This window comes from Cryobacterium sp. TS_SC_7 (genome assembly GCF_056156285.1).
In genome coordinates, this window is record NZ_CM149589.1 from 3,232,125 (window position 1) to 3,256,771 (window position 24,647).

The following is a 24,647-nucleotide window of genomic DNA, read 5'->3' on the forward strand; positions in this document are numbered from 1 at the left end:
ATGACCATCGCACCGCCTCGGACACCGACGGATGCGCGCCGCGCCTTCTTCGACGCCCGCCCCGCCGATTCCGCGGCGGTCGACCTCTCGGTGCGAATCGGTAGCCTCACCCTCGCCAACCCGGTGATGCCGGCCTCGGGCTGCTTCGGTCCCTCGCTCGGCCGGCTGATCCCGGTCACCGAACTCGGCGCCGTGGTCACCAAGACCGTGTTCGGCACCCCGCGCGGCGGCAACGCGGCGCACCGGCTGACCGAGATCCGGGCCGGCATGGTCAACAGCGTCGGCATCCCGAGCCGCGGCGCGGACGGCTACCTGGCCGGACAGCATCCGCTCTACCTCGCGCTCGGCGTGCCCGTGATCGTCAGCGTCGGCGGCCACCGGTCCAGTGAGTACGCCCCCGTCGTTCGGGACCTGCGGGGCGCGGGCGACGCCTACGAACTCAACGTGTCCTGCCCGAACCTCGACCGCCACGGCACCGACATCGGCTCCGACCCCGACGCCATCGAGAAGGTCGTGCGCCTGGTACGGCAGGAGACCGACAAACCCCTGATCGTCAAGCTGCCCGTGCTCGTCTCCTCGATCACGGACTGCGCCCAGGCCGCCGAGGCGGCCGGCGCCGACGCGGTCTGCGTGGCCAACTCCGTCCCGGCCCTGCCGCTCACGGCCGACACCCGCAGCCCTGTGCTCGGCAACGTGATCGGCGGGCTGTCGGGCCCGAACATCCGCCCGATCGTGCTGCGGCTGGTCTGGCTGGCCTCCCGCGCGGTGCAGATCCCGGTGATCGCCTGCGGCGGCATCGAAACCACCGACGACGCCCTCGACTACTTCTCGGTCGGCGCCCGCGCCGTGCAGGTGGGCACGGCCAGCTTCGGACGCCCGTACGCCATGGTCGAAATCATTCGCGCCCTGCAGGAACGCTGTCTGGCCGCCGAGGTCGCCGATATCGGCCGGCTGATCGAAATCTGGAGAGCCTGATGCCCGGAACCCCCGCCGAGACACCCGCGGTTCTCGCCGCCCGCGACGCCCTCGCCGCCCTGCGCCGCCAGCAGGCGTTCGCCGCCGCCGACGAGGCCGCGCTCGACGGCCTCATCGCGGTGCGCCCGCCGGCCCGGGTGCCCCGGCCCGACCCGGTCTGGGACGACGCCCCCGTTCTCGTGCACGAGGTGGTGGGGGAGCGGTACCGCCGGCTCGTGCTGAGAACCGCCACCATTGCGACGACCGCCCTCGCCGGACAGTTCCTGATGATCACGGTGCCGCCGAAGGGCGGGGAGCGCATCCTGCTCCCGCGCCCGATGGCCATTCACCGCCGGCACCCGGAGCAGGGCACCGTGGAGGTCATCTACGGTGTGGCCGGCCGCGGCACCTCCGCGCTCGCCGACGTCGTCGTGGGCGAGAGCCTCCTGGTCACCGGGCCGCTGGGCCGCGGCTTCGAGTTCCCGGATGCCGCCCTCCCGACCGCGACCCCGTCGGCCGGTCCCGGCCCGCAACCGGCCCGCACGGCGCTGATGATCGGCCGCGGCGTCGGCGTCTGCGCCATCATGGGCTCGGTCGAAGACGCCGCCGACCAGGGCATCAGCGCCACGGTCGTGCTCAGCGGCCGGTCGCGGGCCAACCTGATCGGCCTCGCCGACTGCGCCGAACTCGGCGCCACCGTCATCCCGGTCACCGACGACGACGGCTCGAGCGCGCTGCCGGCGCTGGGCGAACGCTTGCGTGCGCTCTTCGCGGCCACCCCGCCCGATGTGATCCTGGTCTGCGGCGCCGGCGTGCTGGCCCGCCTCGCCGCCGAGCTCGGCTCCGAGTGGGATGTGCCGGTGCAGGTCTCGCTGGAGGCCCACATGGCCTGCGGCCTCGGCTACTGCCACGGCTGCGCCGCGCCCGTCGCCACGGATCCCGCCGTCGAGGGGCCGCTGGTCTGTGTCGACGGCCCGGTGTTCGACGCCGTGCTGCCGCTTACCGCCGCCGCCGGGGGCGCCAACGCGGCAGGCTGAACGTCTTCTGTTAGGCTTGAGAAGGTCAATCTTACGAACGGCCACGCAGAAACACGCTCAATACGGAGCAGACCGGCAGCGCGCTGGTCCTCGGTGGTGGTTTCTCAACTCGAACAACGCGTCCGCAGTTGGTGAATTTCTACTGGTGGCCAGCACTCGCGCCGTCTCCTCCGCGTCCAGCTCGCGCGCCATACGGGCAACCGAGTCTTCGTCGCCAGAATGGCGAGAAGCAAAAAAACCAAAGGAGAGAACCCCCATATGGAGGGTCCAGAAATCACGTTCGCCGAAACCGTTATCGATAACGGCAAGTACGGCACGCGCACCATCCGTTTCGAAACCGGGCGCCTCGCCCAGCAGGCGCAGGGCTCTGCCGCCGCCTACATCGACGAAGAGACCATGCTGCTCTCCGCCACGAGCGCCAGCAAGCAGCCGAAGGAAAACTTCGACTTCTTCCCCCTCACCATTGACGTCGAAGAGCGCATGTACGCCGCCGGTCGCATCCCGGGCAGCTTCTTCCGTCGCGAGGGTCGCCCGTCGACCGAGGCGATCCTCACCTGCCGTCTGATCGACCGGCCGCTGCGCCCGTCGTTCGTCGACGGACTCCGCAACGAGATCCAGGTTGTCGTCACCGTCCTGGCCATCGCGCCCGATGAGTACTACGACGTGCTCGCGATCAACGCGGCGTCGATGTCGACCCAGCTCGCCGGCCTTCCCTTCTCGGGCCCGATCGGTGGCGTTCGCGTCGCCCTCATCCCCGACGCGAACGGCTCCGGCCAGTGGGTTGCCTTCCCGAAGCACTCGCAGATGGTTGACGCCGTGTTCAGCATGGTCGTCGCCGGCCGCGTGGTGACCGACGCCAACGGCGTGCAGGATGTCGCGATCATGATGATCGAGGCCGAAGCCACCGACAACGCCTGGGACCTCATCAAGGGCGGCGCCATCAAGCCGAACGAAGAGGTCATCGCCGAGGGCATCGAAGCCTCGAAGCCCTTCATCAAGCAGCTCATCGAAGCGCAGCAGAAGGTTGCCGCCTCGGCGGCCAAGCCGACCGGCGCCTACCAGGTGTTCCCGTCCTACCAGCCGGCCACCTACGACGCCGTCGCCGCTCTCGCGTACGACCAGCTCAAGGGCGTCTACCAGATCGCCGACAAGATCGAGCGCCAGAATGCGGATGACGCGCTGAAGGCATCCGTCAAGGAAGCCATCGCTGCCAAGGTCGCCGCCGGCGAGCTCGACGCGAGCGCGAACAACCAGGTTTCCGCCGCGTACAAGTCGGTCACCAAGCTCGTCGTGCGCTCACGCGTTCTCAACGAGGGCATCCGCATCGACGGCCGTGGGCTCGCGGACATCCGCCCGCTCGACGCCGAGGTTGCCATCATCCCGCGCGTGCACGGTTCGGCGATCTTCCAGCGCGGCGAGACCCAGATCCTGGGTGTCACCACGCTGAACATGCTCAAGCTCGAGCAGACGATCGACTCCCTGAGCCCGGTCACCAAGAAGCGCTACATGCACAACTACAACTTCCCGCCCTACTCGACCGGTGAAACCGGCCGCGTCGGAACGCCCAAGCGCCGCGAGATCGGCCACGGAGCGCTCGCTGAGCGTGCCCTGGTCCCCGTGCTGCCGACGCGCGAGGAGTTCCCCTACGCCATCCGTCAGGTCTCCGAGGCGCTCAGCTCCAACGGATCCACCTCGATGGGTTCCGTTTGCGCCTCGACCCTGTCGCTGCTCAACGCCGGTGTGCCGCTGCGCGCACCCGTTGCCGGAATCGCCATGGGCCTCATCTCCGACACCGTTGACGGCAAGACCCGCTACGCGGCTCTCACCGACATCCTCGGTGCCGAAGACGCCCTCGGCGACATGGACTTCAAGGTCGCCGGCACGAGCGAGTTCGTCACCGCGATCCAGCTCGACACGAAGCTCGACGGCATCCCGGCATCCGTTCTCGCCGGCGCGCTCACCCAGGCCAAGGACGCTCGCGCGACCATCCTGGCCGTGCTGAACGCCGCCATCGACCGTCCCGACGAGATGGCACCGACCGCGCCCCGCGTGATCAGCGTGCAGATCCCCGTCGACAAGATCGGCGAGCTGATCGGCCCGAAGGGCAAGACGATCAACGCGATCCAGGACACGACCGGCGCCGACATCTCCATCGAGGAGGACGGCACGGTCTACATCGGCGCTGTCGACGGACCGTCGGCCGAGGCCGCTCGCGCCCAGGTCAACGCCATCGCGAACCCGACCAACCCGGAGATCGGCGAGCAGTTCCTCGGAACCGTCGTCAAGATCGCCGCGTTCGGCGCCTTCGTCTCCCTGCTCCCGGGCAAGGACGGACTGCTGCACATCAGCGAGGTGCGCAAGCTCGCCGGTGGCAAGCGGGTCGAGAACGTCGAAGACGTGCTCGGCGTGGGCCAGAAGGTCCTCGTGGAGATCACCAAGATTGACGACCGTGGCAAGCTGTCGCTCGCCCCGGTCCTCGACGAGTCGGCTGAGGCCGGCACCGAGGACGCACCGGTTTCGACCGAGGCGTAGTCCGCTAGATCTACCGACAACCTCTCGCCAGGTTAGTCGGCTAGACGGAAAACCCGTCCTGCTACGGCAGGGCGGGTTTTTTGCGCCTCCGGCGTGCCGTCCGCACACCGGGATCACCACCGGTTCGAGGGTGACGTTGTCGGCGCCGGGTACAGCTAGCGGCGCCGTCGGCGCGGGGCTAGCGTGCGCACATGATGAATTCTGAGAACCGCATGCGTTTCCTGTCGCGCCTCGGGGCCGTCTCCCTCCTGAGTGTCGCCCTGGCCGTCGGCGCTGTTTCAGCCCCGGCCACCGCCGTCCCGGCCGCCCTCCCGGCCGCCGCCCCGGTCACCTCCGTCGTAGTTGCGAGCTCGAATGTGCCCCGGCCCAGCCACACCTCCTACGCGCGGCTGGACTACGTCGCCCTCGGCGACTCCTTCACCTCCGGCCAGGGCGCTCCGCCGTACTCCGACCTGACCTGCCTGCGCAGCCGGTACAAGAGCTATCCGGTCATCATCTCGCTGGTCAGCCCCTATCGCCTGACCGCGAACAAGGCGTGCTCCGGGGCTCGCCTGGCCGATATCCCGTCCCAGCTGGTCGGCGTCGGCGGGTCGACGAAGCTGGTCACCCTCACGGTCGGCGGCATCGACGCCGGGTCGACCGAGATCCTTCGGGCTTGCGCTCCGAATCCGGATCCGCTGAGTGGGGCCTGCGGTGCGGCCGTGGCGGCAAGCGTGGCGACCCTGCAAGACCCGGCCTTCGTGGCCGCCCTGGCCACGACCTACGGCCAGATCGCGGCAACCCTGCCGAATGCCCGCGTCGCCGTGCTGGGCTACCCGCTGTTGTTCCAGCCCGGGGCCTCCCCCCTGGGTGACCTGGTCAACCAGGGAACCGGCGCGTTGAACGGGGTGATCCAGACGGCCGTCGGGGTCACCCCCGAGCCGGCCGGCGTCGACCGGATCCGCTTCGTCGACGTGACGGACGAGTTCGCCGGGCACGGTATCGGGTCCCGCGTGCCCTACATCGCCTTCGACCCGTCGAACCTGATGGCACCGAGCAACTTCCACCCGAACGTGCTCGGTAACACCGGCGGCTACTACCGGGCGCTGGCCAACGACGGCCTGCTGCGCCGCTGACGGGCAGGAAGCGCTCGCGGCCACGCGGCCGCGAGCGCTTCCTGCGTGTGGGGCGCACGATCCACGCCATCCCGAGCAAGGCCGGCACCGCCAGAGATCGGCTATTTGAAAGTATTACAAGTTAGCGATATGATCACACTGTGTCAACGACCGGACTACCCATGGCCCAATTGAAGTCCGACCTCTTCAAGGCTCTCGGGCATCCGTTGCGGGTCCAGGTTCTGGAGCAGCTGGTCGACGGAGAACGCTCGGTCGGCAGCCTCGCCGAGGTGCTCGGCGCCGAACTGTCGAACCTGTCCCAGCAGCTGGGGGTCCTGCGCCGTGCCGGGGTGGTCGTCACCCGGCGCGACGGCAACACCATCTTCTACGCCCTGCGCGACCCGGACGTCGCCGATCTGCTGGCCATCGCCAAACGGATGCTGGTGACCAGTCTCGAGGACTCCCACGCCCTGCTCCGCACCATCGAGCAGGACACGGAGTAACCCCGCCGGCAGCTACAGGTCGTTGCCCGCGTAGGACTGGTTGAAACTCTTGTTCACGAGTGGGAAGTCCGGCACGATCGTCTCGGCCAGGGCCACCGGCAGCGCCGGCCAGTTGAAGTACGACGGGTCGACGACCTTGAGCCGGCTGATGGTGCCGTCGGCCCCCAGCTCGACGCGGTGGCAGATGGTGCCGCGCCAGCCCTCGACGAGGGCGAGGCCGCTGCGGGCAGCCGTGGACGGGGCAACCGTTGCGGCAACCGTGCCGCCGCGGTGGGCACCGAGCCGGCCGATCAGGTCGATCGCCACCGCGATGGACACCTCGAACTCACCGGCTCGCACCCGGTAGCGGCTGAGCACGTCGCCGCCGGTGTCGGTGACCACATGGAAGTGCTCGCCGAGGTCGATGAAGGGGTGGTCGCGGCGGGCGTCGACGTCGACACCGGATGCCCGCGCCACAAAGCCCAGCGTGCCCATGGCCTCGGCCAGGCCGGTGGGAAGCGGTGCCGTGCCGGTGAACCGGTCGCGCACGATGGCGTGGCCGAGGGTGATGGCGATGATCTCCTGCACGTCCACGGCCACGGCGCGGAGGTCGTCGGGATCGGGCAGGGCGAGCACGCTCACAGTGCCCACCATCAGCGCCGCGCGCAGGAAGCGGTGTCCGGTGACGGTCTTGTTGATGCGCAGCAGCGTCTCACGCAGCCGCTGGGCGTGCGAATTGACGACGCTGAATCCCACGTCGTTGGCCAGCGAGCCGAGGTCGGAGACGTGGTTGTAGAGGCGCTCGAGTTCCAGCAGGAGGGCGCGCAACATCCGGTCGGGTTCGGAGACCTCTATGCCGGAGGCCGCTTCGATTGCCATCAGGTAGGCCAGCGTGTGGCCGATCACGGTGTCACCGGCGATCTGCTCGGCCAGCGCGATGCCGTCACCGGGCAGGCGGCCCTCGAACAAACGCTCGACGCCGCGGTGCATGTACCACTGGCGGGCTTCCATCCGCACGATGGTTTCGCCGACCACGGAGAAGCGGAAGTGGCCGGGGTCGATGATGCCGGCGTGGATGGGGCCGACCGCGATCTCGTAGACCCCGGGGCCCTCGACCTCCACGAACGGGAACGACTCGACGTCGGGTTCGAACTCGGGGGTGACCCGGGCGTCCTTCCGCATCGGATACCAGCCGCGGGGCCAGTGCCCGTGCCGCACGAGCCGGTAGGGCTGGGGGTGGTCCGCCGGGCGCACACCGAACAGGTCCCGCGTGCCGCGCTCGAAGTTGCCGGCCGGGTACGAGAGATCGGCCAGGCTCGGAATCCAGGCGTCGTCGTAGGGCACCGGCACGACGAGATCGATCTGGCGCCGCGGGTAGACGGCCACGAAGGAGTAGACCACGCGCAGCCGGTCGCCGTCGTCGTGGCAGGCCATGAGCGCGAGCCGGTTGCCCTCGGCGAGCAGTGCGGCCGCTTCATCCCGCAGTGCGTCCCGGCTGAGCGTGCGTACCTCGGGGGTGGCGGCCGGCAGCGGGCTCGGGTTCGTCATTGGATACCTCCCAGTACCTCGGCCGCACGCGTGAGGAGCGTGCCGACCGGATCGGCGATGAAGGCCACCACCGCGGTGGTAGCCAGCGCCAGGATCAGCGGAAGCATGGGCCCATGCCCCGACCGGTCCGGCACGACCGGCACGACCGGCTCGACGGGCACGACCGGCTCGACGGGGTTCGGCTCGATGTCGGCGACGATGACGGATGCGCCGGCGCCGACCGTGGGGATCAATCCGGTGAGCGCCGCCGCGGGTACAACCGGAACCGCGGCCTCGGCGGCCGCAGCGGCGGCGGCCGCGGCAACCGCGGACGCCGGCGCTCCGATGGTCATGGCCACCGTCAGCCGGGTCAGGCTGGCGAAGATGACGAGCAGCAGCACCAGCGCGATGCCGACCGTGACGCCCATGCCGGTCGAAAAGCCGGCCATGATGATGCCGACCTCGGAGAAGAAGATGCTGAACGGCGGGAACCCGATCAGGGCGGCCATGGCGATCAGCCACGGCACGGCCAGGCCGGGCCGGCGTACGAGCAGGGCGCGCACATCGTCGATCTTCGGCGTGCCCTCGACTTCGAGGATGCGCCCCGAGATCACGAACAGCGTGGCTTTGGTCAACCCGTGGCCGAGCACATACAGCAGCACGGCCGGCAGGGCCGCTGCGCCGATGGCCGCGCCCACGGCCATCATGCCCATGTGCTCGATGCTGGAGTAGGCCAGCATCCGTTTGAAGTCACGCTGGCGGATCAACAGTGCCGCCGCCACGAAGAGAGAGAGCAGCCCGCCGATGCTGAGCATCACGCGCAGGAAGTCCGGGCCGATCACGGCGTCGGTGATGGTCTGGATCCGCAGGATCGCGTAGAGGGCCACGGCGAGCAGCACGCCCGACATGAGCCCCGAGACGGGCGCGGGGGCCTGGCTGTGCGCGTCGGGCAGCCAGCTGTGCATGGGCGCGAGCCCGGCCTTGGTGGCGAAGCCGAGCACGGCGAGGGCGCCGCCGGCGCGGATCAGCGCGGGGTCGAGCGGCAGGTCGGCCTGGCTGAGCACCAGCCAGGACAGGGTGGCCTCACCCGTGCCGCGCGAAGCGGCGTAGATCAGCACGATGCCGAGCAGTGCGATGGCCACGCCCACGGAGCCGAGGATGACGTACTTCCAGGCGGCTTCCAGCGAGCGGGGGGTGCGGTGATGGCCGACCAGGAAGGCTGTGGCGATGGTGGTGGCCTCGATGGCGGCCCACATCAGGCCGATGTTGTCGGCGAGCACCGCGAGGCTCATGGCGGCCAGGAACACCGAGATCAGGGCGTCGTAGGAGCCGGCGAAGCGGACGGGCACGGCGCTGGCGTGGCCCAGCCCGCCCCAGGTGGAGACGAGTCCGACGGCGCCGACGACCGTGAGCATGTAGGCGCTCAGCGCGTCCGCGCGGAGCAGCCCGTCGCCGAGCGTGGGTACCTGGTCGGCGAGTGCGGCGCTCACCAGCAGCAGGCCCGACCCGAGCACGGTGACGCTGGCGGCCACGGGGCTGAGCCGGCGCAGCACGGGGGAGGGAACGGCGAGGCTGAGCACGGCGAGCAGAGCCGGGATGGCCAGAGGCGTCCAGAGGGCGAATGACATCAGTCGTGCAACTTTCTGAGCTGATCGATCTCGGTGTTGCCGAACTTGGTGCGCATGCGGCCGGCGAAGACGTACAGGATGACGACGACCAGCAGCACGTCGAGGGAGATGCCGAGCTCGAGGAACAACGGCACGCCGCCCGACGTGAGGAAGGCGACCGTGGCGATGCCGTTGTCGAGCACCAGGAAGCCGATCAGCTGCGATCCCGCCTGCCGGCGGGTGATCAGCAGCAGGAAGCCGATCAGCACCATCGCGAGGCCGATCGGGGCCGCGTGGGCCGAGACGCTGGTATCCCCGGCCAGCAGCCGGCTGGCCACGACGTAGCTGAGGATGGTCAGCAGCGCCACGGTCAACAGCGCCGCCGTGGGGTTGAGACGCGGCGCCTCATCCGTTCGCGTGGTGGCGTGCGTCTCCCGGGCGAGCACCCAGGGCAGGGCCACGCCCTTGACCAGCAGAACGAGCACCGAGACGAGGATCACCTCGACTTCGCCCTCCTCCACGCCGATCACGGCGACCAGCGCGGCCAGCGCGACGCCCTGCACACTGAGCAGCCGGATCGACGCCAGCAGCGAGTGCCGCCAGACCATCAGGGCGCTGGTGAGCAGCAAGGCGCCGGTGCAAAGGCCGATCAGCTGCGGGTAAATGGTGGTGAACACGGATGCTCCTAAGCGACCAGGTAGGAAGCGGTGACGGCCAGCAGGGCCAGGGCGAACGACCCCGCCAGCAGCTCGGGCACGCGGAACAGCCGCGCTTTGGCCAGGAAGACCTCACCCACGCTGAGCAGGACGCCCAGCAGCAGGATCTTCACGGTGACGGTGCCCGCGCCGACGATCACGCCGAGCGCCGAGAACTCGGTCGCGATGCCCCACGGCACGATCAGGTTGCTGAGCAGGCCGAGCAGGGCCGCGAGCTTGAGCCAGGAGCCGAGCTCGAGCCAGGCCAGGTCGCGGCCGGAGGCCTCCAGCACCATGGCCTCGTGCAGCATGGTCAGTTCGAGGTGGGTCGACGGGTTGTCGACCGGCAGGCGGCTGGTCTCGGCCATGATGGCGATCGCCAGCGCGACCATGGCCAGCAGGCTGACCGGGGAGATGATCACGGCGGGAGTCGCGAGCCGGGTTTCCACGATCAGTGACAGCGTGGAGGTGCCGGCCGGGATGGAGAGCGCGTAGACCGCGAGCAGCAGGGTCGGCTCGACCAGGGCGGCGACGGTCATGTGCCGGCTGGACCCCATCCCGCCGAACGCGGTGCCGGCGTCGAGGCCGACCAGGGCCAGGGCCACCACGCCGATCAGCATGACGGAGACGATCACGAACAGGTCGCTGGGGATCAGCGGCAGCGGCAGCGTGCCCACCAGGGGCAGCAGGGCGCAGAGCAGCAGGCTGGAGACCAGGAGCGTGACCGGGCCGGCGGCGAGCATCCAGCTGCTGTCGGCGGCGCGCACCGGGTTCTTCGTGAGCAGCTTGCGCACATCGCGCCACGGCTGCCAGATGCCGGAACCGGCCCGGCCCTCGAGGCGGGCGCGCACCTGGCGGATCACGCCGATCAGCACGGGGGCGAGGAACACGAACAGCGCCAGCTGAACGAGGGCGATCACGATCGCCGCGGCGCCGGTCACAGGGACACCACGATCAGAACGGACAGCAGGGCGACGAAGGAGTAGGACAGGTAGCGGTGGATGCTGCCGTTCTGCGCTCGCCGGGCCAGAATTCCGAACCGCTGCAGCAGATTCAGCACCGGGCGGTAAAGCCGGGTTTCGACCACGTCGGACACCGTCTGTTCCACATGCACACGTTCCACCAGGTAGCGGGATTCACCGACATGGGTGACCTCCACGTCGCGGGACGGCCGGAGCACGTCGTCGAAGACGCGCACCAGAGGCTCGGCATAGGAGGTGGCGGTGTACTGCATCCTGGGCCGCAGCCGTGAGCCGCCGCCGGCCCAGGGGAGCGGTGAGATGCGGGTGGGGTGGCGCCGGGCGGAGACGAATACGGCGATCAGCACGGGCGCCAGCAGCAGCCCGGCCAGCACCACGAAGGTGGTGGGGTCGAGCACGGCGTCGATGCCTCGGGCGTCGACGCCGGCGAGGCCGATGATGCGCACGTCGGGAGTGAACTCCGGGCCCACGGCCCCGCCGATGGCCACGGCGAGGGGTCCGGGCAGCAGGCCGAGCCCGACGACGAGCAGGGCGCCGATCACGAGCGGGATGCGCATGATGACGGGAACCTCGCGAGCCTGTTCGGCCTGCGGGGAGCGGGGGCGGGCCAGGAAGGCGATCCCGTAGGCCTTGACGAAGGTGAGCAGGGCCAGCCCGGCGGTCAGGGCGATCACGGCGACGGCGAGCGGCATGGCGACGGATGCCGCGACGGAGACGACCTCCCCGTCGACCCGGGATCCGTGGATCAGCGCTTGCAGCAGCATCCACTCGGCAACGAAACCGCTGGTCACCGGGAGGGCCGCGGCCCCCATGGCGGCCGCGCCGAACGCACCGGCGGTCCAGGGCATGCGGCTGCCGAGGCCGCCGAGCCGGTCGAGGTTCATCTCACCGGCCGCGCGGGCCACGGCCCCGGCGCCGAGGAACAGGGTCGACTTGAACGCGGCGTGGCTGAGCATGAGCAGCAGGGCGGCGACGAGGGCGGCGTCGGCCGCGGCCGTCGCGTTGTCGGCGCGGAGCAGAACGGATGCCCCGAGCCCCAGGAACACCAGACCCATGTTCTCGGTCGTGGAGTAGGCCAGCAGCACCTTGAGGTTGCTCGCCACGGAGGCCTGCAGGATCCCGTAGAGCGCGGAGACCCCGCCGAGCGCCATGATCAGAACCCCCCACCAGGCTGGGCCGTTCGGCAGCATCCGAACGAAGACGAGAAGGGCGCCGTAGACGCCGATGTTCACCATCGCGCCGCTCATCGCGGCGGCGACGTGACCGGGCGCCTCGGGCAGCACCCGGGGAACCCAGACGTGCAGGGGGACGAGTTCCGCCTTGCCGCCGAAGCCGAGCAGCAGCAGCAGGAAGGCCACGCTCGCCTGCCAGGAGAACGGGTCGACCGTGGCGAGCAGGTCGAACCCGGTCCCGCCGGCCAGGCCGGCGAGCATCGCGAACCCGGCCAGTACGAAGAAGAAGCTCAGCTGCGACATCGCTGAATACCAGACCAGGGCGGAGGCGACCGTGCCGCGGGTGGCGTGGTGGGCCAGCAGCAGCGCCGTGGAGCCGAGCGTCATGATCTCCCAGAGCAGCAGGAACGACACCACGTCGGTGGCGGCCGGCACCAGCTGCATGCCGAAGAGGAATACGGCCATCGACAGCCAGGCGGTGCGGGATGCCGAGGCCACGCGGGCCGAGCCGATCCCGAACAGGGCGGCCAGGGCTCCGACCGCGGAGACGACGATCATGACGAGGCCGCCCAGTTTGTCGGGGGAGAGCACGAGCGGGTCCAGCGGCAGGGCGGTGGGGATGGTCAGTGACCCGGTTCCGCCGGAGAGGGCGATCGCGCCGGTGACGACGCCGGCCGTGGCGAGCAGCGTGCAGACGGTTCCGCTGACCCGGGAGCGCCAGCGGGTGGGGGTGAGCAGGGCCGCGGCCACGGCGAGCACGAGCAGCAGGAGCTGGCCGAGCAGGCCTGCTTCGAGGGCGGTCATCGTCCGGTCATCCGTCGGAGCGCTTCGACGATGACGGCCGGTTCGGGCGGATTGCCCGGCACGGTCAGGTCGACCTGCACGAAATCGGAGACCGGCCCGGCCACCCCGTAGCCCTCGGCGAAAATCCCGCCGGTGATGGCGCAGTCGCCGACGGCGATCACGAAGCGGGGAGTGGGAGTGGCGTCGATCGTGCGCAGCAGCGGCTCGATCAGGTTGCGGGTGACTGCACCCGTGATGACGAGCACGTCGGCGTGACGCGGGGACGCGACCAGGCGGATGCCGTAGCGCTCCACGTCATAGACCGGGCCGAATGCGCTCTGCACCTCCATCGCGCAGTCGTTGCAGCTGCCGGCGTTGATGAAGCGCACCTGCACGCTGCCTCCGAAGACCTCGGCTCCGGGGAGCAGGGCCGGGGCCGGCGGGGCCGCTTCGGCGATGCGCCCACTGGTGCGGATGAGATTCGTGAGTCGTTTGACGCTCAACTCAGGCTCCAGGAGGCACGATACATCATTACTTCTTTATATACCTATATGATGTTTTTATCAAATAGATTCGGCTTATTCATCGGGCCAGGGTGCGCTCAGGGCGTCCACGGCCTCCTGGGTGTGCTCGATCACGCCGTTGAGCAGCTGCTCCATCGAGGTCGACCGCAGCAGGGTGATCTGATCCAGCGGGCCCAGGGGGGCGATTCCGGCGATCTGCCAGGCCGCCGCAGTCGGGTCGCGGGACAGTTCCACCGTGGACGGCCAGAGCTGGTCGGCGAATTCGCTGGCCAGGGCGAGGGCACGGCGAACGGCCTGCTCGGCCCGTTCCCGCAGCGGCAGCAGGTCGTCGTCCCAGTCGAGGGCGTCGAGGCTGCGCACCGTGGCCTGGGGGTGCGGGTCCTCGCTCAGCCAGTCCATGATCTCGATCCGGCGTTCGCCCTGGGCGGTCACACCCACGAATCCCTCGGAGGCCTCGAGCTCGGTGATCTGGGCCACCGTGCCGTACTGGAAGCGCCGCTCGCCGCCGCCGACTTCCTGGCCGCGTTCGATCAGCACCACGCCGAACTCGGCCGGTTCCTCCTTGAGGATCCGGGAGAGCATGACCAGGTACCGATCCTCGAACACGCGCAGCTGCAATGGCATATACGGGAACAGGACCGACCCGAGCGGGAACATCGGGAGCACGGACTGCGGCGGGGTCGTCATCGTCGGGCCGGCCGCATCAGGGGATCATCGCATCGGGGAACAGGGACGGGCCCGATCCGGAGGCGACGGGGCCGGCGCCGCCCTGGCGGCCGCTGCGCTCCAATAGAGGAGTGATCCGGTAGGGGATCAGCTCGCCCATGGCCAGTGACGTCTCGGTGCGCTCGACACCCTCGCAGGCGAGGATGGTGCCATCGATGCGGAACAGGTCGTCGGCATCCGCGCACACCACGCGCACCAGGATGTCGGTCGACCCGCTCATGCCGTGCGCCTGCACGATCTCGGGAATGCGGGCCAGCTCGGCCACGATCTGCGCGAGCCGCTTCTGCTGCACATGCACCTCGATGAAGGCCGTCAGCGGATAGCCGAGAGCGACCGGGTTGATGCGACGGTCGAAGGCGAGGAACGCACTCGACTCCTCGAGCCTCGACATGCGCGCCTGCACCGTGTTGCGGGAGAGGTGCAGCTGCTGGGCGAGCGCGACGAACGTGCTGCGCGGGTCGGCGCACAGGGCACGGAGCAGTTGTAAGTCGACTTTGTCGAGACTGTGCATAATGCTCGACGTTAGCAGGCTGGGTGCCCCATGAATAGGGCAAAATGCTCAAAATTATGCAACATGGTTGTGCTGTGTGTCGCGGAATCGTACGCTCTCAACAACTTCGGCAACGACGCTGGGAGCGCATTGTGCACACTGTCCATACCGGGGAGACCCCCGCCGTTTCCCTGCAGCTGCTGAGCCCCGACGGGATGCGCATGCGAAGCGCCGAACTCGATCCGTGGGTGGCCGATATCGAGGCCGACGACCTCGCCGCCCTCTACCGGGACATGGTGGTCGTGCGCCGCATCGACGCCGAGGCCACGGCCCTGCAGCGTCAGGGCGAGCTGGGGCTCTGGCCGCCGCTGCTCGGCCAGGAGGCCGCGCAGATCGGCTCGGCACGCGCCCTCCGCACCGATGACTTCGTCTTCTCCAGCTACCGCGAGAACGCTGTCGCGTACTGCCGGGGGGTGTCGCCCACCGACATCCTCCGGGTCTGGCGCGGCACGGCGCAATCCGGCTGGGATCCCTACTCCCACGGCATGGCGACGCCGAGCATCATCATCGGCGCGCAGACCCTGCACGCCACGGGCTGGGCGATGGGAGCCCGCTTCGACGGCGCCGACTCCGCGGCCGTGGCCTACTTCGGCGACGGGGCGACCAGCGAGGGCGACGTCAGTGAGGCGCTGGTGTTCGCCGCCAGTTTCCAGGCCCCGGTGGTCTTCTTCTGCCAGAACAACCAGTGGGCCATCTCCGAACCGGTCGGCCTGCAGGCCCCGGCAGGCATCGCCGGCCGCGCACCCGGGTTCGGCATCCCCAGCCTCCGGGTCGACGGCAACGACGTTCTGGCCGTGCTGGCGGTGACCCGGCTGGCCCTGCACCGGGCTCGCACCGGGGGCGGCCCCACCTTCATCGAGGCCGTCACCTACCGGATGGGCCCGCACACGACCGCGGACGACCCGACCCGGTACCGGCCGGCGAACGAACTCGAGGAGTGGGCGGAGAAAGACCCGATCCTGCGCCTGCGGCGGTTGCTCGACTCCCTCGGCCTGTTCACGCCCGAGCTGGAGGCCGGGACCCAGACCCTGGCCGACTCCACCGCGGCCGAACTGCGTGCCGGCTGCATCGGCCTGCCGGACCCGGAACCGTTGACCGTGCTGGCGAACGTCTATGCCACCCCGCACGCCGGCCTCGACCGCCAGAGGGCGGAATACGCGGCCTACCTGGCGAGCTTCGATCCGACCGGAGGGATGGACGCATGACCATGATCACCGAGCAGAACTCCTCGGCGGGCGCAGCGAACGGCCAGGCGCCGGTGCCGCTGACCGAGACGAAGACCCTGACCCTGGCCAAGGCGATCAACGCCGGGCTGCGGCGCGCCATGCTCGGCGACCCGAAGGTGGTGCTGCTGGGCGAGGACATCGGCACGCTGGGCGGTGTGTTCCGGGTGACCAGCGACCTGCTCGCCGAATTCGGGCCGAACCGGGTGATCGACACCCCGCTGGCCGAGTCCGCCATCATCGGCACGGCGGTGGGGCTGGCCTACCGGGGCTACCGCCCGGTCTGCGAGATCCAGTTCGACGGTTTCATCTTCCCGGGCTTCGACCAGATCGTCAGCCAGGTGGCCCGGTTCCACTACCGCACCCAGGGGGCCGTGCGCATGCCCATCACCATCCGGGTCCCGTTCGGCGGTGGCATCGGCGCCGCCGAGCACCATTCCGAATCGCCCGAGGCCTACTTCACGCACACCTCGGGACTCCGGGTGGTCGCGGTCTCGAACCCGCAGGACGCCTACGGCCTGATCCGCCAGGCGATCGCCTCCGACGACCCGGTGCTGTACTTCGAACCCAAACGCCGCTACCACGTCGCCGGCCCGGTGTCCCCGGAGCTCGGCGCCCCGCTGGAGAGCGCCCGGGTCGTGGCCGCCGGCACCGACGTCACACTGCTCGCCTACGGCGCGCTGGTATCCACGGCGACGGATGCCGCGCTCGCCGCCGCCGACGAGGGCGTGTCGATCGAGGTCATCGACCTGCGCTCGCTCTCGCCCGTCGACTACGACACCGTCGAGGCATCCGTTCGGAAGACCGGCCGGCTCGTGGTGACGCATGAGGCCGCCCGCTCGGGCGGGCTGGGCGGGGAGATCATCGCCGAGATCACCGAGCGCTGCTTCGACCACCTCGAGGCCGCGCCGGTGCGGGTCACCGGGTTCGACATCCCCTACCCGCCGGCGAAGCTGGAGAGCCACCACCTGCCCGACCTCGACCGCATGCTCGACGGCGTCGACCGCGTACTAGGGAGACGACGATGATCAAGGTCTTCACACTGCCCGACCTCGGCGAGGGACTGACCGAATCGGAGATCGTGGCCTGGCGCGTCGCGCCGGGCGACACCGTGACCCTCAACCAGCTCATCGCCGAGGTCGAGACGGCCAAAGCCGTGGTGGAACTGCCGTCGCCGTTCGCCGGGGTGGTCGCCGAGCTCCACCAGCAGCCCGGCACCACCGTGCGCGTCGGTGACCCGATCGTCTCCTTCGAGGTCGACTCCCCGTCTGGTCGCGAGAGCGCACTTTCTGCCCCCTCAGCGGCTTCGAGTGGGCAGAAAGTGCGCTCTCGCGAGACCGAACGGGAGGCGGTGCTGGTGGGATACGGCGCCGCCGTCGAGCGCGGGGGGCGGCCGCAGCGCCGGGCTCGCATCGGGGCGACGGATGCGGGAGGTCTGGTCGCCACGGACACCGTGCCTGCGCCGCCGATCGCGGGGGAGGAGCCGCCGGTGGCGACCGAGCGCCCGCGGTCCACGCCGCCGGTGCGTGCCCTGGCCCGCACCCTGGGCGTGGACCTCGCCGAGGTGACCGGGACCGGTCCGACCGGACTCATCACCCGGCAGGACGTGGAGGCGTTGGCCGGGCCCGCGGTACCCGTGGCCGGCGTGCGGGAGACCCGCAGCCCGATCCGGAGCGTGCGCAAGCACACCGCGGCGGCCATGGTACAGAGCGCGTTCACCGCGCCGCACGCCACGGAATTCCTGACCGTGGACGTGACCCCGGCGATCGAGCTGATCGAGGCGCTCCGCGGCGACCGGGTCTTCGCGGAGGCGCGCATCGGCATCCTGGCCGTCGTCGCGAAGGCGCTCTGCCTCGCGGTCGCCCGCACGCCCGAGGTGAACACGCACTGGGACGAGGCAGCCGGTGAGATCGTGCAGTTCCACTACGTGAACCTCGGCATCGCCGCAGCCACCCCGCGGGGACTCATCGTGCCCAGCATCCCGGATGCCGACCGGCTAAGCCTGGTCGACCTTGCCGCGGCGCTCGCCGAGCTGACCAGCGCCGCCCGGGCAGGCGCGACCCGCCCCGCGGCCCTGCGCGGCGGCACGATCTCGATCACCAACATCGGTTCGTTCGGCATTGATGCGGGCACGCCGATCCTGCCTCCGGGGGAGGCGGTCATCCTGGCCCTCGGGGCGATCGCCCCGCGACCGTGGGTGTACCGGGGCGAGATCGCGCTGCGGCAGGTGGTCACCCTGAGCGTCGCCTTCGACCACCGGCTCGTGGACGGGGAGCAGGCCGCCCGCTTCCTGACCGACGTCGCCGGTCTCCTCGCCAACCCGGCGCGCGCCCTGGCCCTCCTCTAGTCCGCGCGGGAGCCGGGTCGCACCGGATGCCGCCGGGCGCGCCTTGACGAGGTTCGGACCGCGCAGCAGAGTGAGGGCATGAAACCACCGGGCACCCTCCTCACCCCCGTCGACACCGAACCCGTGCTCTCCGGCGGCGCCTTCGTGCACCTCGACGGCACCCTGCACGGCTCGTTCACGACCCGGGATTTCGCGTCGGCCGTGCGGCTGGTCGACCAGGTGGCCGCGGCGGCGGATGCAATGAATCACCACCCGGAGGTGCGGCTCGGTTACGGCCGGGTCGGCTTCCGCCTGTCATCCCACGACGCCGGCGGGGTGACCGATCGAGACCTGCGGCTCGCCCTGCGCATCCAGGAGCTGGCGGATGCGCAGGGAGCCGACCGCGCCCCGACACAGCCGGCCCGCTACGACGTGGCGATCGACTGCACCGACGCTGCGGCGATCCGCCCGTTCTGGCGGGTGGGCCTCGGCTATGTGGAGGTCGTCAGCGACGAAGAGGTCGAACTCGTCGATCCCTCCGGTCAGGGACCGCGGCTGTGGTTCCAGACCATGGACATCGCCCGCACCGAGCGCAACCGCATCCACCTCGATGTGTACGTGCCCACCGATGACGCCGAGTCCCGGGTGCAGGACGTGATCGCCGCCGGCGGTGACCTCCTCACCGACGAGCACGCCCCGGACTGGTGGGTGCTGGCCGACCCCGAGGGCAACGAACTCTGCGTCTGCACCACGGCGTACTGACCTGTCCTCCCGGCTCACGCCGGCGCGACGCCTGCGGCCCCGAGCATCCCGAGCGCCGCGAGCGCCATCTCCTCGAGCAGCGGCCGCACGGCGACGCTCGGTGACGCCGGCAGGGTGTGCGGGGTCGAGTTGAGCAGCCCGAACGTCGCCTGGGCACGGATGCGCAGAAGCTGCGCATCCACCCCGGGGTGCACCTGCCCGAGCACGCGCACCCACAGTTCCACGTAGGTGCGCTGCAGGGTGCGCACCTGGTGCCGGTCCGCGGGGGCGAGGCTGTCCAGGTCCCGGTCCTGCACTCGGATGACGTTCGGATGCGACAGGGCGAAGTCGGTGTGGAAGCGCACCAGCGCGCGCAGGGCGCCCGCGGCATCCGGAGCGCCCTCGACCACGGCCTGGCCGCCTGCCACGAGCGTCTCGCTGACCTCCACCAGCAGCGCGGCGAGCACCGCCGGCTTGCCGCTGAAGTGCCGGTAGACGGCCGGACCGCTCACGCCCACAGCAGCCCCGAGGTCCTCGATCGACACTCCGTTGTAGCCCGACCGGGCAAACAGTGTCGCGGCGGCGCCCAGCAATGCCTGCCGACGGTCGGCCTTGGCCTGGCTCCGGGCCGTCGGTGAGGAAGGCAGGACACCCATCGACACCCCGTCCCGTCCGAAACTCTGGACAACTCAGTTATGAACCGCTAACCTGAATTTCGGTTAGTACACGCTAACTGTACCGGCTGAGCACTCACGCGGAAAGCGGGACGTTGTCGATGGAGACACTCGCGAGTCTGATCGACTCGACCAATCCGGCCTTCACCGCGAACGACGCCGCCCACCGCGAACTCGTCGCCGATCTGCGCCGCCGCCTCGCCGTCGTCGCCCTCGGCGGTCCCGAGGCCTCCCGCCAGCGTCATCTCGCCCGCGGCAAACTGCTGCCGCGCGAACGCATCGACCGGCTGCTGGATGCCGGCAGCCCCTTCCTCGAGATCGCACCCCTCGCCGCCACCGGCCTCTACGGCGACGAGAGCCCCGGCGCCGGCCTGATCGCCGGGATCGGGCTGATCCACGGCCGCCACGTGCTCGTCATCTCCAACGACGCCACCGTCAAGGGCGGCACCTACTACCCGATGACGGTCAAGAAGCACCTCCGGGCCCAGGAGATCGCGTTCGAGAACCGGCTCCCGTGCGTGTACCTGGTCGACTCCGGCGGGGCCTTCCTGCCGTTGCAGGACGAGGTCTTCCCCGACCGTGACCATTTCGGCCGCATCTTCTTCAACCAGGCCCGGATGTCGGCGGCCAAGATCCCGCAGATCGCCGCCGTGCTCGGCTCCTGCACCGCCGGTGGCGCCTACGTTCCGGCGATGAGCGACGAGACCGTGATCGTGCGCGGCCAGGGCACCATCTTCCTCGGCGGTCCACCGCTGGTGAAGGCCGCGATCGGCGAGATCGTCACGGCCGAGGAGCTCGGCGGCGGCGAACTGCACGCCCGGACGTCCGGGGTGACCGACCATCTCGCCGAGGACGACGAGCACGCCCTCCAGATCGTGCGCGACATCGTGCGCTACCTGCCCGCACCCCCGCCACCGGCCTGGCCGCGGCAACCGGCCGTCTCCCCGGTCGCCGACCCGGCCGAGCTCTACGGCGCGGTGCCCACCGACCCGCAGGGCCGCTACGACGTGCGCGAGGTGATCGGCCGGCTGGTCGACGGCAGCGAGTTCCACGAGTTCAAGAGGGAGTACGGCACCACCCTGGTCACGGGCTTCGCGCACCTGCACGGCCACCCCGTCGGCATCGTCGCCAACAACGGCGTGCTCTTCTCCGAATCCGCGCTCAAGGGGGCGCATTTCATCGAGCTGTGCGATCAGCGCGGCGTGCCGCTGATCTTCCTGCAGAACATCTCCGGCTTCATGGTCGGCCGCGACTCCGAGGCCGGCGGCATCGCCAAGCACGGCGCGAAGATGGTCACGGCCGTCGCCACCGCGCGCGTGCCCAAGCTCACGGTCGTGATCGGCGGGTCCTTCGGCGCCGGCAACTACTCCATGTGCGGCCGCGCCTACTCGCCCCGCTTCCTCTGGATGTGGCCGAACAGCCGCATCTCCGTGATGGGCGGGCCGCAGGCCGCCTCCGTGCTCGCCACCGTCAAACGCGAGCAGCAGGAGAAGGCGGGCCTGCCCTTTCCGACGGATGCCGAGAGCCAGGTCACCGCGCCCGTCACCGCCCAGTACGAGCGGCAGGGCAGCCCCTACTATTCGACCGCGAGGCTCTGGGACGACGGGGTGATCGACCCGGCCGACACCCGCACCGTGCTGGGCCTGGCCCTCGACGTCGTCGCCCTGCCACCCCTGCCCGAGACCGCCTTCGGTCTCTTCCGGATGTGAGGCGCACCATGACCCCGAACGCACCGACACCCTTCACGACCGTGCTGGTCGCCAACCGCGGCGAGATCGCCTGCCGCATCATCCGCACCCTGCGCGCCATGGGCATCCGTTCGGTGGCCGTGTACAGCGACGCCGACCGGGACGCGCTGCACGTGAGCCTCGCGGATTCCGCGGTGCGCCTCGGTCCGGCCGCGCCCCGGGAGAGCTACCTGAACATCGCCGCGATCCTGGCCGCCGCGGCGGCCACGGGCGCGGACGCCGTGCACCCCGGCTACGGGTTCCTCAGCGAGAACGAGGCCTTCGCCCGCGCCTCTGCCGCCGCCGGCCTGGTCTTCGTCGGGCCGGGCCTCACCGCCCTCGCCGTGATGGGCGACAAGATCCGCGGCAAGAACCACGTCGCCGACAGCGGGGTGCCCGTCATCCCCGGCTTCTCCCTGCCCGGCCAGAGCGACGAGCAGCTCGTGGCCGCCGCCGAGACGGTGGGCTACCCGCTGCTGATCAAACCGTCCGCGGGCGGCGGCGGCAAGGGGATGCTGCGGGTGGACGCCCCGGGCGAGCTCGCCGCGGCACTCGTCACCGCCCGGCGCGTGGCGCTGAGCGCGTTCGGCGACGACACGCTGCTGCTCGAACGTTTCATCGACCGTCCCCGCCACATCGAGGTGCAGGTGCTCGCCGACAGTACGGGCGCCGTCATCCACCTCGGCGAGCGCGAGTGCTCCCTGCAGCGCCGCCACCAGAAGGTGATCGAGGAGGCTCCCTCGCCGCTGCTCGACCCGGCGACCCGCGCCCGCATCGGCGAGGCCGCCTGCCAGGCGGCCCGGAGCGTCGGCTACACCGGCGCCGGCACGGTGGAGTTCCTGGTCTCGGACGCGGCCCCGGACGAGTTCTTCTTCATGGAGATGAACACCCGGCTGCAGGTGGAGCACCCGGTGACCGAGCTGGTCACCGGTCTCGACCTGGTCGAGTGGCAGCTGCGGATCGCCGCGGGGGAGCCGCTGCCGCTGACCCAGGCCGAGGTGGTGCTCACCGGGCACGCGATCGAGGCGCGCCTGTACGCGGAGAACCCGGCCCGCGGTTTCCTGCCCGGCCAGGGCACCGTGCGCAGCCTGTCCGAACCGGCGGGCGCGGGCATCCGGGTGGACAGTTCGCTGAGGCCGGGCCTGCCCGTCTCGGGTGTCTACGATCCGATGCTCGCCAAGGTGATCGCCTGGGGTGCCGACCGCGCCGAGGCCCTCGCCCGCCTCGACCGGGCGCTCGCCGACACCGTGGTGCTCGGGGTGCACACCAACCTGGAGTTCCTCCGGCTGCTGCTGCGCACCCCCGAGGTGGTCGCCGGCCGCCTCGACACCGGCCTGATCGAGCGCAGCCTGCCGGGCCTCGGGCTGCGCGGCACACCCGGGCAACCGCTGCCCGACCACTTTCCGGCCGCCGCCGCCCTGTTCCTGCACGACCGGGCCACCGCGGGTGCCGCCACCGGCCTCTGGGCCCGTGCGAGCGGCTGGCGGCTCGGCCCCGACCGGCCGGTGCGCTACAGCCTGCGAATCAGCGCCACCGACACGGTCGACGTCACCGTGCTGACCGGGCCGGACGGCCTCCGCGTCGCCATCGACGACCGGATGCCCGTCCCCGCCCGGCTCGCGCCCGTCACCGATCGTCCGGGTACCTTCGCCTGCGAACTGGGCGGCCGGCTCGAGGTACTGCAACTCGTGGCCGACGGTTCGCGCCTCTGGCTCGGCCAGACCGGTTTCACGCTCGACCTGGTGCACCGCTCCCGGGCCGAGCAGCTCGCCGACCGCCTCGCCGGCCGAGACCCGGCCGGCGGAGAGGCCGCGGGCGCCCGGCCCGAGGTGCGCTCGCCGATGCCCGGCACGGTGGTGGCCGTGCACCTCGCCACGGGCGACCTGGTCCGTGCCGGACAGCGCATCCTGACGGTGGAGGCCATGAAGATGGAGCACCATCTGCTGGCCGAAACGGATGGCCGGCTCACCGTCAGCGTGCGCCCGGGCGACCTCGTGCGCCTCGACCAGATCGTCGCCACGGTCGCCACCGTGGTGAACGCCACCCCGCCGGCCACCACACCGGCCACCCCGCCACCCGAAACATCAGCAGCACCCGCCACGCCAGTCAAGGGAGACCCAACGTGAACCAGGACCTGACCGACTACCAGCGCCGCCTCAGCGACACCGTGCGCGACTTCGCCGACACGGTCGTCGCGCCGGCCGCCTACGAGTACGACACCAAGCGGAGTCTGCCGTACGACATCATCGCCCAGATGGGGGAGCTGGGCCTGTTCGGCCTGCCCTTCCCCCAGGAGTACGGCGGCCAGGGCCAGGACTACTTCGCGCTCTGTCTCGCCGTCGAGCAGCTCGCCCGTGTCGACCAGTCCATCGCCGTCACGCTCGAGGCCGGCGTGGGCCTGGGCATCATGCCCGTCTACCGGCGCGGCACCGAGGCGCAGAAGCAGGAGTGGGTGCCGCTTCTGGCCAGTGGGCGCGCGCTCGCCGCCTTCGGGCTGACCGAGGCCGACGCCGGTTCCGACGCGGCGGGCACGAAGACCACCGCCGAACTCTCCGCGGGCGAGTGGGTGATCAACGGCACCAAGCAGTTCATCACCAACTCCGGATCCGAGATCACCCGGCTGGTCACCGTGACCGCGGTCACGGGCGAATCGCGCCGACCCGACGGCTCGGTCAAGAAGGAGCTCACCGCCATCCTCGTGCCCACCCCGACCCCCGGGTTCACGGCGCTGCCGGCCTACGACAAGGTGGGCTGGCACACCTCCGACACGCATCCGCTGCGCTTCGAGAATGTGCGCGTGCCGGAGGCCAACCTGCTCGGCGACCGCGGCCGCGGCTTCGCCAACTTCGTGCAGACCCTCGACGAGGGGCGTATCGCCTTCGCCGCGCTCTGCACGGGCGCGGCGCAGGGCTGCCTCGAGGAGGCCATCCGTTACGCCAACAGCCGCAATGTGTTCGGCCGGTCGATCGGCTCCAACCAGCACATCGCGTTCAAGATCGCACGGATGCAGGCGCGCGTGCACACCGCCCGTCTCGCCTACTACGACGCGGCCCAGAAGATGGTGCACGGACGGCCCTTCAAAATGGAGGCCTCGATTGCCAAAATGGTGGGGAGCGAAGCCGCCATGGACAACGCCCGCGACGCCACCCAGATCTTCGGCGGCTACGGCTTCCTGAACGAGAACCCGGTGGCCAGGCACTACCGCGACTCGAAGGTGCTCGAGCTGGGCGAGGGCACCACCGAGGTGCAGCTGATGGTCATCTCGCGGGCGCTCGGATTCACCGGTTAGGCAG

Annotated in this window: 21 protein-coding genes; 12 read left to right on the top strand and 9 right to left on the bottom strand. The window is 70.4% G+C overall.

Annotated elements, in window-relative coordinates:
- The 5 genes from AC0J5J_RS14855 to AC0J5J_RS14875 all read left to right on the top strand — a co-directional run bounded on the left by AC0J5J_RS14855 (nt 1) and on the right by AC0J5J_RS14875 (nt 6,120).
- Nucleotides 1-975, top strand: coding sequence for a dihydroorotate dehydrogenase (locus tag AC0J5J_RS14855; RefSeq protein ID WP_474898708.1), 975 nt, complete (start codon nt 1-3; stop codon nt 973-975).
- Nucleotides 975-1,991, top strand: a complete 1,017-nt coding sequence (locus AC0J5J_RS14860) for an iron-sulfur cluster-binding protein (protein ID WP_474898710.1) — start codon at nt 975-977, stop codon at nt 1,989-1,991. The genes AC0J5J_RS14855 and AC0J5J_RS14860 overlap by 1 nt, the downstream gene beginning before the upstream one ends.
- 258 nt (nt 1,992-2,249) lie before the next feature.
- Nucleotides 2,250-4,523, top strand: a complete 2,274-nt coding sequence (locus tag AC0J5J_RS14865; protein ID WP_134425661.1) for a polyribonucleotide nucleotidyltransferase — start codon at nt 2,250-2,252, stop codon at nt 4,521-4,523.
- Nucleotides 4,524-4,714: 191 nt separating this feature from the next.
- Entirely contained in the window at nt 4,715-5,638 is a 924-nt protein-coding gene (locus AC0J5J_RS14870) for an SGNH/GDSL hydrolase family protein (RefSeq protein WP_474898712.1), read from the top strand.
- A gap of 140 nt (nt 5,639-5,778) precedes the next feature.
- Nucleotides 5,779-6,120: an ArsR/SmtB family transcription factor gene (locus AC0J5J_RS14875; RefSeq protein ID WP_241972848.1), complete on the top strand. Its 342-nt coding sequence runs from the start codon at nt 5,779-5,781 to the stop codon at nt 6,118-6,120.
- Between the two features lie 12 nt (nt 6,121-6,132).
- Here AC0J5J_RS14875 and AC0J5J_RS14880 read toward each other — a convergent pair whose 3' ends face one another.
- The 8 genes from AC0J5J_RS14880 to AC0J5J_RS14915 all read right to left on the bottom strand — a co-directional run bounded on the left by AC0J5J_RS14880 (nt 6,133) and on the right by AC0J5J_RS14915 (nt 14,624).
- On the bottom strand, nt 6,133-7,647 hold the full coding sequence (locus AC0J5J_RS14880) for a hydrogenase large subunit (protein ID WP_474898714.1): 1,515 nt from the start codon (nt 7,645-7,647) through the stop codon (nt 6,133-6,135).
- Nucleotides 7,644-9,254, bottom strand: a complete 1,611-nt coding sequence (locus AC0J5J_RS14885; protein ID WP_474898716.1) for a proton-conducting transporter transmembrane domain-containing protein — start codon at nt 9,252-9,254, stop codon at nt 7,644-7,646. The genes AC0J5J_RS14880 and AC0J5J_RS14885 overlap by 4 nt, the downstream gene beginning before the upstream one ends.
- Entirely contained in the window at nt 9,254-9,910 is a 657-nt protein-coding gene (locus AC0J5J_RS14890) for a hypothetical protein (RefSeq protein WP_134425657.1), read from the bottom strand. Before AC0J5J_RS14890 ends, AC0J5J_RS14885 begins: the two co-directional genes overlap by 1 nt.
- Before the next feature lie 8 nt (nt 9,911-9,918).
- Entirely contained in the window at nt 9,919-10,869 is a 951-nt protein-coding gene (locus AC0J5J_RS14895) for a respiratory chain complex I subunit 1 family protein (RefSeq protein ID WP_474898718.1), read from the bottom strand.
- Complete coding sequence (locus tag AC0J5J_RS14900; RefSeq protein ID WP_134425655.1) at nt 10,866-12,884, bottom strand: proton-conducting transporter transmembrane domain-containing protein; 2,019 nt, start codon at nt 12,882-12,884, stop codon at nt 10,866-10,868. The genes AC0J5J_RS14895 and AC0J5J_RS14900 overlap by 4 nt, the downstream gene beginning before the upstream one ends.
- Complete coding sequence (locus tag AC0J5J_RS14905) at nt 12,881-13,366, bottom strand: NADH-quinone oxidoreductase subunit B family protein (RefSeq protein WP_134425654.1); 486 nt, start codon at nt 13,364-13,366, stop codon at nt 12,881-12,883. Before AC0J5J_RS14905 ends, AC0J5J_RS14900 begins: the two co-directional genes overlap by 4 nt.
- A 75-nt stretch (nt 13,367-13,441) precedes the next feature.
- A complete protein-coding gene (locus AC0J5J_RS14910) occupies nt 13,442-14,074 on the bottom strand; it encodes an LON peptidase substrate-binding domain-containing protein (protein WP_474898719.1) in 633 nt (210 codons plus the stop codon).
- Between the two features lie 16 nt (nt 14,075-14,090).
- The gene (locus AC0J5J_RS14915; RefSeq protein WP_134425653.1) at nt 14,091-14,624 is read right to left on the bottom strand and encodes an Lrp/AsnC family transcriptional regulator; all 534 of its coding nucleotides are present in this window, start codon (nt 14,622-14,624) and stop codon (nt 14,091-14,093) included.
- Between the two features lie 131 nt (nt 14,625-14,755).
- On the opposite strand from AC0J5J_RS14915, the gene pdhA reads away from it, so the two are divergent.
- The 4 genes from pdhA to AC0J5J_RS14935 all read left to right on the top strand — a co-directional run bounded on the left by pdhA (nt 14,756) and on the right by AC0J5J_RS14935 (nt 18,974).
- A complete protein-coding gene (gene pdhA / locus AC0J5J_RS14920; RefSeq protein WP_474898722.1) occupies nt 14,756-15,868 on the top strand; it encodes a pyruvate dehydrogenase (acetyl-transferring) E1 component subunit alpha in 1,113 nt (370 codons plus the stop codon).
- Between the two features lie 83 nt (nt 15,869-15,951).
- Nucleotides 15,952-16,914 carry an alpha-ketoacid dehydrogenase subunit beta gene (locus AC0J5J_RS14925; protein WP_474900244.1) on the top strand — a complete coding sequence of 321 codons (963 nt, stop codon included), beginning with the start codon at nt 15,952-15,954 and terminating at the stop codon, nt 16,912-16,914.
- Complete coding sequence (locus tag AC0J5J_RS14930; protein WP_474898724.1) at nt 16,911-18,233, top strand: dihydrolipoamide acetyltransferase family protein; 1,323 nt, start codon at nt 16,911-16,913, stop codon at nt 18,231-18,233. The genes AC0J5J_RS14925 and AC0J5J_RS14930 overlap by 4 nt, the downstream gene beginning before the upstream one ends.
- Nucleotides 18,234-18,311: 78 nt before the next feature.
- Nucleotides 18,312-18,974 (top strand): VOC family protein, encoded by a 663-nt coding sequence (locus AC0J5J_RS14935; RefSeq protein ID WP_134425650.1) that lies wholly within the window; start codon nt 18,312-18,314, stop codon nt 18,972-18,974.
- A 14-nt stretch (nt 18,975-18,988) separates the two neighbouring features.
- On the opposite strand, the gene AC0J5J_RS14940 is transcribed toward AC0J5J_RS14935, so the two are convergent.
- Entirely contained in the window at nt 18,989-19,609 is a 621-nt protein-coding gene (locus AC0J5J_RS14940; RefSeq protein ID WP_474898725.1) for an SACE_7040 family transcriptional regulator, read from the bottom strand.
- Between the two features lie 119 nt (nt 19,610-19,728).
- On the opposite strand from AC0J5J_RS14940, the gene AC0J5J_RS14945 reads away from it, so the two are divergent.
- Genes AC0J5J_RS14945 through AC0J5J_RS14955 form a run of 3 tightly spaced genes read left to right on the top strand, consistent with a single transcriptional unit; the run spans nt 19,729 to nt 24,643 of the window.
- The gene (locus AC0J5J_RS14945; protein ID WP_134425648.1) at nt 19,729-21,336 is read left to right on the top strand and encodes a carboxyl transferase domain-containing protein; all 1,608 of its coding nucleotides are present in this window, start codon (nt 19,729-19,731) and stop codon (nt 21,334-21,336) included.
- 8 nt (nt 21,337-21,344) lie between these two features.
- Nucleotides 21,345-23,480: an acetyl/propionyl/methylcrotonyl-CoA carboxylase subunit alpha gene (locus AC0J5J_RS14950; RefSeq protein WP_474898727.1), complete on the top strand. Its 2,136-nt coding sequence runs from the start codon at nt 21,345-21,347 to the stop codon at nt 23,478-23,480.
- Nucleotides 23,477-24,643, top strand: coding sequence for an acyl-CoA dehydrogenase family protein (locus AC0J5J_RS14955; RefSeq protein WP_134425646.1), 1,167 nt, complete (start codon nt 23,477-23,479; stop codon nt 24,641-24,643). The genes AC0J5J_RS14950 and AC0J5J_RS14955 overlap by 4 nt, the downstream gene beginning before the upstream one ends.
- Nucleotides 24,644-24,647: the final 4 nt, after the last annotated feature.

Coding starts and splice junctions, on each gene's coding strand:
- AC0J5J_RS14855 (WP_474898708.1), top strand. CDS start 1: ATGACCATCGCACCGCCTCGGACACCGACGGATGCGCGCCGCGCCTTC.
- AC0J5J_RS14860 (WP_474898710.1), top strand. CDS start 975: ATGCCCGGAACCCCCGCCGAGACACCCGCGGTTCTCGCCGCCCGCGAC.
- AC0J5J_RS14865 (WP_134425661.1), top strand. CDS start 2,250: ATGGAGGGTCCAGAAATCACGTTCGCCGAAACCGTTATCGATAACGGC.
- AC0J5J_RS14870 (WP_474898712.1), top strand. CDS start 4,715: ATGATGAATTCTGAGAACCGCATGCGTTTCCTGTCGCGCCTCGGGGCC.
- AC0J5J_RS14880 (WP_474898714.1), bottom strand. CDS start 7,647: ATGACGAACCCGAGCCCGCTGCCGGCCGCCACCCCCGAGGTACGCACG.
- AC0J5J_RS14885 (WP_474898716.1), bottom strand. CDS start 9,254: ATGTCATTCGCCCTCTGGACGCCTCTGGCCATCCCGGCTCTGCTCGCC.
- AC0J5J_RS14900 (WP_134425655.1), bottom strand. CDS start 12,884: ATGACCGCCCTCGAAGCAGGCCTGCTCGGCCAGCTCCTGCTGCTCGTG.
- AC0J5J_RS14910 (WP_474898719.1), bottom strand. CDS start 14,074: ATGACGACCCCGCCGCAGTCCGTGCTCCCGATGTTCCCGCTCGGGTCG.
- AC0J5J_RS14915 (WP_134425653.1), bottom strand. CDS start 14,624: ATGCACAGTCTCGACAAAGTCGACTTACAACTGCTCCGTGCCCTGTGC.
- AC0J5J_RS14930 (WP_474898724.1), top strand. CDS start 16,911: ATGATCAAGGTCTTCACACTGCCCGACCTCGGCGAGGGACTGACCGAA.
- AC0J5J_RS14935 (WP_134425650.1), top strand. CDS start 18,312: ATGAAACCACCGGGCACCCTCCTCACCCCCGTCGACACCGAACCCGTG.
- AC0J5J_RS14940 (WP_474898725.1), bottom strand. CDS start 19,609: ATGGGTGTCCTGCCTTCCTCACCGACGGCCCGGAGCCAGGCCAAGGCC.
- AC0J5J_RS14945 (WP_134425648.1), top strand. CDS start 19,729: ATGGAGACACTCGCGAGTCTGATCGACTCGACCAATCCGGCCTTCACC.
- AC0J5J_RS14950 (WP_474898727.1), top strand. CDS start 21,345: ATGACCCCGAACGCACCGACACCCTTCACGACCGTGCTGGTCGCCAAC.